At 68.2% G+C, this 13593-nt stretch carries 5 protein-coding genes; all 5 read right to left on the bottom strand.

Going from position 1 to position 13593, the window contains the following annotated elements:
* Positions 1 to 2: 2 nt before the first annotated feature.
* Entirely contained in the window at positions 3 to 6272 is a 6270-nt protein-coding gene (pks2, locus tag PGN27_RS00645) for a sulfolipid-1 biosynthesis phthioceranic/hydroxyphthioceranic acid synthase (protein ID WP_335324341.1), read from the bottom strand.
* 789 nt (positions 6273 to 7061) lie between these two features.
* Entirely contained in the window at positions 7062 to 8366 is a 1305-nt protein-coding gene (gene lipL / locus PGN27_RS00640) for an esterase/beta-lactamase LipL (protein ID WP_335324340.1), read from the bottom strand.
* 117 nt (positions 8367 to 8483) lie between these two features.
* A complete protein-coding gene (gene meaB / locus PGN27_RS00635; protein ID WP_335324339.1) occupies positions 8484 to 9467 on the bottom strand; it encodes a methylmalonyl Co-A mutase-associated GTPase MeaB in 984 nt (327 codons plus the stop codon).
* Between the two features lies 1 nt (position 9468).
* Positions 9469 to 11733, bottom strand: coding sequence for a methylmalonyl-CoA mutase (gene scpA / locus PGN27_RS00630; RefSeq protein ID WP_335324338.1), 2265 nt, complete (start codon positions 11731 to 11733; stop codon positions 9469 to 9471).
* Position 11734: 1 nt separating this feature from the next.
* On the bottom strand, positions 11735 to 13570 hold the full coding sequence (gene mutA / locus PGN27_RS00625) for a methylmalonyl-CoA mutase small subunit (RefSeq protein ID WP_335324337.1): 1836 nt from the start codon (positions 13568 to 13570) through the stop codon (positions 11735 to 11737).
* Positions 13571 to 13593 lie beyond the last annotated feature (23 nt).

Here is a 13593-nt window from a genome sequence, read left to right as displayed (position 1 = left end):
GATCATGACGGAACCGACATTTCTTCGGGGGCAAGAACGTCACACAGACGGTCGGCGAGCACCCGAATGGTCGAAATATCTGTCGATCCGATACGTATACCTGTCTCCGCCTCGATGCGGGTTCGTACTTCGAGCGTGCCCAGCGAGTCCAACCCGTACTCCGCAAGCGGTCGGTCGGGATCCACCGACCGCCGCAAGATCAGGCTGATCTGCTCGGAGATCATGCGACGCATCCGGGCCGGCCACTCGTCACGCGGCAGTTCGTGCAGCTCCGCGAGGAAGGCGCTGCCGGTGCTGCGCTGACCCGACGACTGGAACGCTTCGGCGAACTTGCTGCTCTGCGCGAACGCCGCCAGCCACGGGGTGCCGACCACGGGTGCATATCCACTGTAAGGCCTGTCGTGGCGAAGTAGCGTCTCGAACGCGTAGGCGCCTTCGTCCGGTTCGATCCCGGCCTCGCCGGAATCGGCCAGCGCGGTACCCGCACCGATCTGCTTCCAAGGCCCCCAAGCGATCGATGTCGCGGGCAGACCCTGACCGCGACGCCAGTGGGTGAACGCATCGAGCCAACTGTTGGCCGCGGCATAGGCGCCCTGGCCGGGCGAACCGACCAACGCGGCCGCCGACGAGAAGACGCAGAACCAGTCCAGGGTCTGCTTGGCGGTTGCACGGTGCAGGTTCAGGGCACCGTAAACCTTTGGTGCCCAATCACGTTCGATGAGTTCGTCGGTGATGTTGGCCAACACCGCGTCCTCGATGACCGCAGCGCCGTGCAGCACGCCGCGTAGCGGCAGGCCCGTGGCACATGCCGCCTCGACCAGCCGGTCGGCGGTCGCCGGGTCGGCGATGTCCCCGCGCTGCACCTCGACCTCGGTCCCGCCGCGGCGGATGCGGTCGATGACTTCGGTGGCCGCCTCCGACGGTGCGGACCGGCCGTTGAGCACGATGCGTCCCGCGCCGGACTCGGCCAACTTCTCGGCGAGGAAAAGTCCGAGACCGGTGAGGCCGCCGGTCACGATGTACGCCGAATCGGAGCGGAACACCCGGAACTCCCCAGGCGGCACCACGGCGTCGATCTGACCCCCGTGCGGAATGTCCAGGACAAGCTTGCCGGTGTGCTCGGCGGCACCCATGACACGGATGGCCGTGGCACCGTCCTGCAGCGGATAGTGGGTGGTTTCCGGCAGCGGCAGCACTCCATCGGCGATCTGCTGGTAGCAGACCTCCAGCAGGCGACGCAGCGTGTCGGAGTCGGTCAGCGACAACAGCGCCAGGTCGACGGCGTAGAAGGACAGGTTGCGACGGAACGGGAACAGTCCCATCCGGGTGTCGCCGTAGATATCACGCTTGCCGATCTCGACGAACCGCCCGCCGAACGACAGCAGTTCCAGCCCGGCCTTCTGGGCGGCCCCGGTCAGCGAGTTGAGCACGATGTCGACCCCGTAGCCGTCCGTGTCCGCGCGGATCTGGTCGGCGAAGGCGGTGCTGCGCGAGTCGTAGACATGCTCGATGCCCATGCCCCGCAGCAGTTCGCGGCGGGCCTCACTGCCCGCGGTGGCGAAGATCTCCGCGCCCGCGGCCCGCGCGATGGCGACGGCCGCCTGGCCGACGCCACCCGTGGCGGAGTGGATCAACACCTTGTCCCCGGCACTGATACGGGCCAGGTCGTGCAGGCTGTACCAGGCCGTCGCGTGTGCACTGGGCACGGCGGCGGCACGGTTGGTGGGCAGTCCCGGCGGCAGTGTGACGGCCAGGTTGGCATCGCAGGTCACGAAGGTGGCCCAGGCGCCGTCGGCGGAGATACCGCCCACGCGGTCACCGACCTTGTGCCCGGTCACCCCCGGCCCGACGGCGGTGACGACACCGGCGAAATCGGCGCCCAGTTTGGGCAGCCGGCCCTCGAAGGACGGGTAACGCCCGAAGGCCACCAGGACATCGGCGAAGTTCAGGTTCGACGCGGTGACCGAGACCTCGATCTGGCCGGGTCCCGGGGCAACCCGTTCGAAGGCCGCCAACTCGAGGGACTGGATATCCCCCGGTGTGCGGATCTGCAGACGCATCCCGTCCCGGGCCGGATTGACGACGGTCGTGCGCCGGTCCTCCGGTCGCAGTGCGCCGGGCACCAGGCGCGCCACGTACCACTCGCTGCCGCGCCAGGCCGTCTCGTCCTCGTCGGAACCGGACAGCAGCTGTGCCGCGATATGGGTGGCGTCGGTGTAGTCGTCGACGTCGATCTGCGCGGTCTTGAGCTGCGGGTACTCGGTACCGATCACGCGGATGAGCCCGCGCAGACCGGCCTCGTCCAGGTTCGCCGAATCCTCACCCGACACCGTCTGGGCGTTGCGGGTCAGCACGTGCAGCCGCGGCGCCTCGCCCGGTGTCTCCGGGAGCTCACGGACGATCTTGACCAGGTGCCGGACGTTGTCGGCGCCTCGGACACCGGACTGCTCGTCGGCCACCCCGTGCCGCGGCGGGGTCACCACCAGAACGTGGCCGAACGACTGCGCCTCGAGCTGCTCCCGCAGGCGGGCGGCATGGGTGTCGTGATCGGAATGCTGCGGCCACACCATGGTGGTGACGTCGACCTCGTGGGCCTTGAGCGCGTCGGCCAGCCTGGTGGCCAGCAGGTCGGCCGCATCGGAGGTGCTGATCAGCAACCACCGACCACCGCCGTGGTAGTCGACCTCGGGCAGTTCCTGCTGACGCCATTCGATGGTGAGCAACCGGTCGTTGAGGGTGCGCTCACGCTGTCCGCTGTCGGAAACCCCGGTACCCAGCCGCAGCCCGCCGACGGCCAGCAGGACGCTGCCCGACTCGTCGAGCAGGTCGAGGTCGACCTCGACGGCATTGACGGTGATGTTAATGATCCTGGCGTGGCAGTAGTGCGCGTTACGGGTGGACCCGAATGCGCGCATCCGGCGCACTCCCAGCGGGAGCATCAGGGTGCCGGTGGTATCGCTGCGCAGCGCGGGGTGTGCGCCGACCGCCTGGAAGCAGGCGTCCAGCAGCGCCGGGTGGACCCCGTAGGCGCCCTGCTGGGACCGGATCGAACCCGGGAGCGCCACCTCGGCGAGCACCGAGTCGGACTGCACGTCGGATCCGTCGTTGACGTAGACGGCGACCAGCCCGGCGAACGCGGGCCCGTACTGGATACCGCGCTGGTTGTACCAGGCACGCATCTCGGCACCGTCGATGCGCACGGTGTGGGCGGCCAGCGCGCCTTCGATGTCGACCGCGGCGGGAGCGCTGTCGGCGGCGGCGCTGCCCAACGTGGCCGAGGCCCGCTTGACCTGCTCGCCCTCGAGGTAGGTCTCGACCGCGAAATCGGCCGATCCCTCGCCGGTCACGGTCGCGGCGGCGGTCACTTCGGTGCTCTCCTGAAGGAGCAGCAGTTGGTCGAAGCTGATATCGCGCACCTCGGACTCGTCGCCGAGGATGTTGCGGGCGGCGGCCAGCGCCATCTCGCAGTAGGCCGCACCGGGCAGTGCCGCCACGTTGTGCACCTGGTGGTCGCCGAGCCACGGCTGGATCTCGGTGCCCACATCGGCCTGCCAGGCATGCCGTTCGGGCTCCTCGGGCAGCCGGACGTGCGCGCCGAGCAGCGGGTGCACGGCTAGCGTGGCGCCACCGGGGGCGAGTTCGAGCGGGTCGCGCACGAGGATCAGCTCGCGATGGGTCCACGTCGGCAATGGGGCGTCGACGAGGTTGCCGGTCGGGTAGAGCACAGAGAAGTCGACCCGCGCACCGGCATTGTGCAGATCGGCGAGCACGGCCCGCACACCGTGCGGCAGCTCCTGCTCGCGCCGCACACTGGCCAGCGCCGCGTGCGCGATGTCCAGGCTGCTGGCGGTCTGGTCGACCGCATGGGTGAGCAGCGGGTGCGGTGACAACTCGGTGAAGACGCGATACCCGTCCTCCAGCGCCGCCTGCACGGCCGCGGCGAACCGGACCGCATGGCGCAGGTTGTCGACCCAGTAGTCGGCGTCGAAATCGGCGATGTCACGCGGGTCGTACAGGGTCGCCGAGTAGTAGTCGACCTCCGGCTCGGACGGGTCGAGGTCCTCCAGCGCGTCGGCGAGATCGTCGAGGATCGGATCGACCTGCGGTGAGTGCGAGGCCACGTCGACGGCGACCTCGCGGGCCATCACATCGCGGCTCTCCCATTCTGCGATCAGCTCGCGCACCGACTCCTTGGCGCCACCGACCACGGTCGAGCGTGGCGAGGCAACCACCGACAGCACGACATCGTTGATACCGCGCGCCGCGAGCTCGGAGAGCACCTGCTGGGCGGGCAGTTCGACCGAGGCCATCGCACCGGACCCGGCGATGGTGGCCATCAGCTTGGAGCGACGGCAGATCACCTTGACACCGTCGGTGAGGGTCAGCACACCGGAGACCACCGATGCGGCGACTTCACCCATCGAATGGCCGATCACCGCCCCGGGAGTCACACCGTAGGACTTCAGGGTGGCGGCCAGGCCCACCTGGACCGCGAACACGGTCGGTTGCACCTTGTCGATACCGGTGACGGTCTGCGCGGATGTCAGTTCCTCGGTCACCGAGAAACCGGATTCCGCAGCAATCAGCGGCTCGAGTTCGGCAATCGCGGCGGCGAAGGCCGGTTCACCGTCGAGCAGTCCGGCACCCATGCGGGCCCACTGCGAGCCCTGGCCGGAGAACACCCACACCGGACCGCGTTCACCGTCGCCGACGGCCCGCTGATACGGCGTCTCGCCGTCGGCGACCTCGCGCAGTGCGGCGATCAGGCCGGCGCGATCATCGGCGAGCACCGTGGTGCGCACCGGCCGGTGCGCACGGCGCCGAGCCAGCGTGTAAGCGAGGTCGTGCAGGTTGAGGCCCTCACCCTGGGCGGTGACCCAGTCGGCAAGGCGGCCGGCGGTGCGACGCAGTTCCTCGGCAGAGGTCGAGGACAGTGCGAAGATGTGGCCGGTCGAGTCGTTGTCGGTGGTGACGGGCGGCACGGCAGGTGCCTCTTCGAGCACGGCGTGGACGTTGGTGCCGGACAGTCCGTATGCCGAGACCGCGGCGCGGCGCGGTTGATCGGTGACCGGCCACGGCGTCACCTCGGCGGGGACGAAGAGATCGGTCTTGATCTTGGCGAGCTCGTCGGGCAGCCGGTTGAAGTTGGCGTTCGGCGGCACCGTCGCGTGCTGCAGCGCCAGCACGCTCTTGATGATCCCGATGGTGCCCGCGGCGGACTGGGCGTGGCCGAAGTTGGTCTTCGACGAGCCCAGCGCGACGGGGCCCGCGGTCCCGTACACCGCGGCCAGGCCGGAGAACTCGATCGGGTCACCGACCGGAGTTCCGGTGCCGTGCGCCTCGATCATGCCGACGGTGGTCGGGTCGATACCGCCGGACTCCAGCGCTGCGCGGTACACCTCTACCTGGGCGTCGCGTGACGGCGTGGCGATGTTGACGGTGTGACCGTCCTGGTTGACCGCGCTGCCCCGCACGACCGCCAGGATGCGGTCGCCGTCGCGTTCGGCATCGGCGAGCCGCTTGAGCAGCACGACGCCGGTGGCCTCGCCGGGGACGAAACCGTCGGCGGCAGCGTCGAAGGCATGGCACTGACCGGTCGGCGACAGCATGCCCTGCGCGGATCCCGAGGACAGCTTGCGGGGCTCCAGGACGAGGTTCACGCCGCCGGCGAGCACCAGGTCACTGTCGCCGTCGTGCAGGCTGCGGCATCCGAGGTGCAGGGCGAGCAGACCCGAGGAGCACGCGGAGTCCACCGAGTAGGCCGGTCCGTGCACGCCGAGGTGGTAGGCGATGCGACCGGAGGCCATGCTGAAGTTGTTGCCCGTGAAGCCGTAGGGACCCTCGATCGAGTGCGCGTCGGCGGCCAGCAGCTGGTAGTCACCGTGGGTGAGACCCATGAACACACCGGTGCGCGATCCCTGCAGGGTGGCGGGGTCGATTCCCGCGTGCTCGATGGCCTCCCACGCGGTCTCCAGCAGCAGGCGATGCTGCGGGTCCACCGCGGTGGCCTCACGGTCGCTGATACCGAAGAAGTCGGCGTCGAAACCGGCGACATCGTCGAGGAAGGCACCCCACTTGGACACCGATCGTCCGGGCACGCCGGGCTCGGGGTCGTAGTATTCGTCGGCATCCCAGCGGTCCGCCGGGATGACCGTGACGTGGTCCTCGCCGCCGAGCAACGCCTGCCACATACGGTCAGGTGAGTCGATTCCGCCAGGCAAGCGGCACGCCATCCCGATGACGGCGACCGTTGTGACAGGTGTATCAACCACGGAGTTCAAACCTCTTCCAAACGGGTAGTACGAGACTGAGTGGACGCGCTGGCTGCTACCGGATCAACCGGGCTGCCGGTCTGACAGGTGCTTCAAACCGTTGCGCACTCTTCCTCACCCTCTCCGGACGTCGCTGCAACTCGTTCCCAAGTCGGAGCGTAGTCGTCCCCGTTGACGACGGCGTTAAAAATCGAGCAAATCCACTGCGAACTCTACAGCGTCAAGAGCGCCGTTGCGCAGGCTACACCAGCTACGTCTTGTGATTCCAGCAACCGCGCATCCTGCCCTCCACCTGCGAATGGACCTCCATATTGACGTCCAAGTAAATGTGATTCGAGTCACTTTGTCAAGCGATGGATTAGCCACAGGATTCGCCAGCAAACATTTTGCACCGCGCAGCCAGTACGTCAGGAGGTCTGTCGAAACCGCGAGGGACCTGCCGACCGAGGAGGAGAACAGCCCGCTCAACATGCACTAGCTGAGTAAACAGGTGCAACAATGACCACACTGGTACGGGCAACGTCGCATGACGAGGGCGCAGCGACGCGCACCCTGAGTAGTTCGCCAGAGACGTTGGCAATCTTTGACCGGGTAACGGAATCCACGGGCTCAGAATGGGGCCGGCCCGGGTCCGCAACGGCGGCAAAATCCCCTTGCAGCGCGCCGTATATCCATTCATCCAGCCAACTGCCGAGGTCACCAGCAATATCGTGTTACCCGCGGTATCGCGTGATGATCGCTGCGGTAAGCAAAACTTCGGGCTACCGAAACCAGGACCGGATGACGCGATCAGACAGCCGCCGCGGTCCGCCCTGCCGATCCCGCACCGAATTGCGGAACAGCGCTGAATCCGCGTTGCCTGGCACGCGCAGCGCCCCGGCGGATGAGCGCCGCCATCGCGACGAACCCGGCCTGATCGGCGACAACCAGCGGAGTCAGCAGCCGGTTGTGCACATAACCGAACGCCAGGCCTGCGGACGGGTCGGCCCAGCCCAGCGAGCCGCCCAGACCGACGTGACCGAAGCCGGGGAGCACACCTGGCAGCGGCAATCCGTGATAGCCGAGGTGAAAGGACATCGGCATACCCAATGAGCCGTCGGGATGCAGGCTGCGCGGACCGGTCAGACCCGCAACCACCGAATCCGACAGGAAGCGGCTGCCGTCGATCTGGCCGCCGTTGGCGATCGCGCCGTACACCCGTGCCAGACCGCGGGCGGTCGACACTCCGTTGGCCGATGCCATCTCGCTGTCCAGCAGCGGGGTGTCCCCCTGCACCACGGACTTCATGCCGGGAAAGTAGAGCGCACCGAGGCCACCCGAGACCGGCAGCGCCGCCAGTCGCGGGGTGAGCAGATTGATGATCGGGTTCTGCAGATGCCGCTGCGGACCGATGATCTGCGCGGGTTGGGTCGGCGCCGAGGCCGGCGGTCGACCCAGATGGATACCGTCGACGTCGAGCGGATGGGCCAGCTCGGTCCGGAAGAGCTCACGCATGCCGAGCCCGGTGACCGAGCGGGCCAAGCCCGAGACCAGCCAGCCATAGGTCAGGGCATGGTAGGCGGGCCGACCGCGCAACAACCCCGGCGGGGCGGCGGCGATGCGCTCCTCCATCCGGACATGGTCGAGCAGGTCCGCCCTGGATACACCGTTGAGCTGTGACAGACCCGCCCGGTGCCGCATGACGTCACGGACGGTGATCGCACCCTTGCCCCTGGCGCCGAATTCCGGCCAGTACTCGGCGACCGGAGCCTCATAATCGATGAGCCCGCGGTCGACCAGTCGGTGGATGACTGTCGAAGCCAGACCCTTGGTTGCGGAGAAGACCATGGCACCGGTGTCGGCCGACCAACGTCGCCTGCCCGCCCGGTCCGCCCAGCCGGTCCAGACGTCGACGACCGGCATCCCGTCCAGGTACACGGTCAGCGCGCCACCGCCGAACCTGCGCGGACCGAACAGTCGGGAGAAGGCCTGCACCGCCAGCGCGAAGCTGGGATCGGCGGCACCGCGCACGCCGCGCGGTAGGACACCGGCGCGGGCGCCTCCGGTCTGCTCGGCGCACGCGTCGTTGCGCTCGCCATCTATTGCGTAGGTCACAGTCGCCCCAATGTACTCCGCCGGCTGGCTAACTATCGAGGGCTGTTACCTAACCGTGAGGACGTCGGGGTTTACCGGAAAGCGGCCCTCGTCCAGCCATACCTTTCCCGCCCCGCTTCAGTCGGCGGCGTCGAGGATGCGCTGTGCCGCCAGCGCCGCGGTCAACTCGCCGTCGCGCACCTGTCGCTCGACATCGGCGCGGATCCGCTTGACCTCAGGGTTGCTCAACACCCGGTCCAGAACCGTGTCGCGGACCATGGACCAGGTCCAGTTCACCTGCTGAGTGCGTCGGCGCGACTCGAACTCCCCCGCCTCGGTCAGCACCCTGCGATGCTCCTCGACGGTCTGCCATAATTGCGGCAGCCCGTCGCCCGTCAACGCACTCATGGTGAGAACCGGTGGCCGCCAGAGGGTTTCGCGTGGATAGATCAGCCGCAAGGCACCGGTCAGCTCGCGTGCGGCGGCACGTGCCTCCACGGCGTGCGGACCGTCGGCCTTGTTGACCACCACGATGTCGGCCAGTTCCAGGACGCCCTTCTTTATCCCCTGCAACTGATCTCCGGTCCGGGCCAGGGTCAGGAACACGAAGGTGTCCACCATGTCCGCCACCGTCACCTCGGACTGGCCCACCCCGACGGTCTCGACGAGGATCACGTCGAAGCCCGCAGCCTCGAGCAGCACGATGGTCTCGCGGGTGGCCCGCGCGACGCCGCCGAGGGTTCCCGATGTCGGGGACGGCCGGATGTAGGCGTCGGGATGGACGGCCAATTTAGCCATCCGGGTCTTGTCCCCGAGGATCGACCCGCCGGTCCGCGTCGAGGAGGGGTCGACGGCCAGCACCGCCACCCGATGCCCGGCCTCGATGAGGTACATGCCCAGCGCCTCGATCGTCGTCGACTTACCGACTCCGGGGACACCGGTGATGCCCACATGGATGGCGCTTCCCGCGTCCGGCATCAGTTCCAGCAGCAGCTCCTGCGCTCGCTGCCGGTGATCGGTGCGCGTCGATTCGACGAGGGTGATCGCCCGGGCCAACGCCGCGCGATCCCCGCTGCGCAGTGCCGACGCCAGCTCGGCGGGCGCAATGTCCGGGCGGCTCATATCAAGCCAGGCTGTACCCGAGTCGTTCGGCCAGCTTGTGCAGCAGGCCGATCGCTGCGTCGGCGATGACGGTTCCGGGCGGGAAGATCGCGGTGGCCCCGGCGGCATACAACTCGTCGAAGTCACCGGGCGGGATGACCCCGCCCACCACGACCATGATGTCGGGGCGACCGACCTCGGCCAGCGCGTCGCGCAGCGCGGGCACCAGTGTCAGGTGGCCGGCAGCCAGCGAGGACACCCCGACGACGTGCACATCGTTGTCGGCGGCCTGGCGCGCGACCTCGTCCGGGGTGGAGAACAGCGAACCGACGTCCACATCGAAGCCGATATCGGCGAATGCCGTCGCGATCACCTTCTGCCCGCGGTCGTGCCCGTCCTGGCCCATCTTGGCCACCAGGATGCGCGGACGCCGTCCGTCGGCCTCGGCGAAACGTTCCACCAGATCCGTCGCGGTACTCACGTTGCCAGCCTTTCCGACCTCATCGCGATACACGCCGGAGATGGTGCGGATCTCGGCGACATGACGGCCGTACACCTTTTCCAGTGCATCGGAGATCTCTCCGACGGTGGCGTGGGCGCGGGCGGCATTGATGGCCAGCGCCATCAGATTGTTGCCGAGACCGTCTTCCCCGGTGGAGACGTTCTCTCCCGCGGCGCGCGTCAACTCGGCCAGCGCGGCGCGGGTGGCATCCTCGTCACGTTCGGCACGCAGGCGTTCCAGCTTGGCCAGCTGCTCGGCGCGCACCCGGCTGTTCTCGACCTTGAGGACCTCGATCTCCTGGTCCTCGGCGACCTGGTACTTGTTCACACCGATCAGCGCCTGCACACCGGAGTCGATGCGGGCCTGGGTACGCGCGGCGGCCTCCTCGATGCGCATCTTGGGGATGCCTGCGTCGATCGCCTGGGCCATGCCGCCGTATTCGGCGACCTCCTTGATATGCGCCCTGGCCCGTTCGGCGAGCTGGTGGGTCAACCACTCGACGTAGTACGAACCGCCCCACGGATCGATCGGCCGGGTGGTGCCCGACTCCTGCTGCAGCAGCAGCTGGGTGTTGCGGGCGATCCGGGCGGAGAAATCGGTCGGCAGCGCCAGCGCCTCGTCCAGAGCGTTGGTGTGCAGCGACTGGGTGTGGCCCTGGGTTGCGGCCATGGCCTCCACACAGGTGCGCGCGACGTTGTTGAACACATCCTGCGCGGTCAGCGACCAGCCCGAGGTCTGCGAATGGGTGCGCAGAGACAGCGATTTCGAGCTCTTCGGGTCGAACTGCGAGACCAGCTCACTCCACAGCAGCCGACCCGCACGCAGCTTGGCCACCTCCATGAAGAAGTTCATCCCGATGCCCCAGAAAAAGGACAGCCGTGGGGCGAACTTGTCGATGTCCAGCCCGGCGTCCAGACCCGCCTTGATGTATTCGACGCCGTCGGCCAGCGTGTAGGCCAGCTCCAGATCGGCCGTCGCGCCGGCTTCCTGGATGTGGTAGCCCGAGATCGAGATGCTGTTGAATTTCGGCATCTTGGCGCTGGTGTAGCCGAAGATGTCGGAGATGATCCGCATCGACGGTTTGGGCGGGTAAATGTAGGTGTTGCGGACCATGAACTCTTTGAGGATGTCGTTCTGGATGGTCCCGGCCAGCTTCTCCGGCGGCACGCCCTGCTCCTCGGCGGCGACCACGTAGAGCGCCAGGATCGGCAGCACCGCGCCGTTCATCGTCATCGAGACCGAGACGCTGCCCAGGTCGATACCGTCGAAGAGCTGGCGCATGTCCAGGATCGAATCGATGGCCACCCCCGCCATACCGACATCGCCGGCCACCCGCGGGTGGTCGGAGTCGTAACCGCGGTGGGTGGCCAGATCGAAGGCGACCGAGAGGCCCTTCTGGCCGGCGGCCAGGTTGCGCCGGTAGAAGGCGTTGGATTCGGCAGCGGTGGAGAATCCGGCGTACTGGCGGATCGTCCACGGCTGGTTGACGTACATCGTCGGATAGGGCCCCCGGATGAACGGAGCGTCGCCGGGGAAGCTGTCGACCGGATAGCCGGCGGCGGCGGCCTCGTCGCGGTCGGCGGCGATGTAGACCGGCTTGACATCGATGCCCTCCGGCGTCGACCACACCAATTGTTCCGGGGTGTAACCGTGTGCCGCGGCGGCCCCCGCGGCCAGCTCGGCGACGCCGTCGGCGGTGGCGGCGGCCGGGGTGGCGTCCCCCTGCAGCGGGATATCGGCGAAGCTACCGATGGCCGAGGTTTCGGTCTTCTCCGTTGCAGTCATGTCACGCTCCCAATCGGGTGAGCAGGGTCGAGAGGGCCTCGACGGCGTTGATCTTGGCGGTCAGGTACTCATCGGGCTTTTCGGTCGCCTCGGCCACGGCTTTCTCCGGCCCGGCCAGGTAGAGGTGCGTGATCCCGGCAGCGCGCGCGGCCGACGCGATCTCGGAGACCTCGGTGCCGTAGCGAGCGTCCGTACCGCAGATGACGGCCACGGTGTGAGTGCCGACAGCGGCGGCGACCCCGGCGGGATCCACGGTGCCCGGGTTGACCGCCTCGATGCCACCCGAGGCCAACAGGTTGGCCGCGAAGGTGGTGCGGATGTTGTGCTCGGCCAGCGGTCCCACCGGCAGCAGTACCGCCTGCGGGCGGCTCCCGTGCTCGGCCAGATAGGCATCGGAACGGTCCCGCAGGGCCTCGAATTCCGCTGCGTAGCGGTAGATCTGGGCGGAATCCTCGGCGCGCGTCCCCACCGGCAGCGGCTTCTCGGCCAGGTTGGGGAACTCGTTCACACCGGTCAGTGAGGTGCGGCGGTGCGCGATGTCCGCAGCGCGCTGCCCGCGCACCGCGGCGATCTGTTCGGCGAGGTGGTCGCGCGCCGCGCTGAACCCGCCGCGGCTCTCCAGTTCCTGGAAATGCGCCCAGGCATGTTCGGCCAGCTGGACGGTCAGGTCCTCGACGAACCACGAGCCCGCACCCGGGTCGAGCACCTTGCCCAGATGCGATTCCTCGAGCAGCAGCAGTTGGGTGTTGCGCGCCATCCGTCGGGTGAAGCTCGTCGCCGTTCCCGGCAGTCCGCCGGGGATCGCGGCGTCGAAGGGTTGGACCAGCACGGTGTCCGCACCGCCGACACCGGCACCGAAGGCCGCCAACGTCGTGCGCAGCATGTTCACCCACGGGTCGCGCTGGCTCATCATCGCCGCCGAAGTCACCGCGTGTACGGTCACCGCGCCGGCGTCGGGAGCGCCGACGACCTCGGCCACCCGTGCCCACAACCGGCGCACCGCGCGCAGCTTGGCGATCGTGGTGAATTGATCGTCATCGGCAGCAAGCCGGAGGCTGATCTGTTCGAGAGCCTGCGACGGACCGAGGCCCGCAGCGACGAGCGCCCGCAGGTACTCGACACCGGCGGCGACCACGGCGGCCAGCTCCCACACGGCGCTGGCACCGAGGTTGTGCAGTGCGGGACCGTCGATCGTGATCGCCCGGACGCCCCGTCTGGCGGCGATTCCGGTCGCCACCGTCACCACATCGGCGAGATCCGGTGCGGCGCGCCCGCTCAGGGCGGCGGTCAGCGGGTCGGCGCCCAGATCGACCGAAAGGCGCGAATTCTGGTCGTCATCGAAGTCGGCCAGCAGCGGGAGCAGGGCGGCGGAGGCATCCGCGTAATCGGCTCCGGCGTCGATGATCACGGGGACCAGGTCCAGGTAGATGCCCTGCACCAACTGGGCGAATTCGGCGGCGGCCACACCGTGGGCGCCCACCCTGAGCACCAGGGCGCTGGCACCTTCGGTCAGTGCCAGCAAGGCGGCGTTGTTGGCATCGGCAGCGGAGGCCTGCCCGGCCGGAAACTCCTCGGCCACCTTCCATCCGCTGAGCACATCACGGTGCGCGTCACCACCGCGGATGAAGGGCCACTCACCCGGCAGCGCCGGTTCGGGATGTCCGTCGAGACTCGTGTAGAGGGGCCGCACCGGGAAGCCGTCGTAGGTGGGCGAGTCGAGTAGCCGCTCGGGCTCCTCGGGTAGGTCGGTCACCTCGCGGCGCAGGCTCTTCGCCAGTACGGCTGCCACCCCGGAGCGCCAGCGCTCGCGGTCCGATTCCATCACGCTCGAGGACATGTGACTCCTGTTTTCGCAGTGTG

It is taken from the genome of Mycolicibacterium neoaurum, assembly GCF_036946495.1.
Classification (GTDB): Bacteria; Actinomycetota; Actinomycetes; order Mycobacteriales; family Mycobacteriaceae; genus Mycobacterium; species Mycobacterium neoaurum_B.
This window is presented reverse-complemented; position numbering and strand designations above follow the sequence as displayed.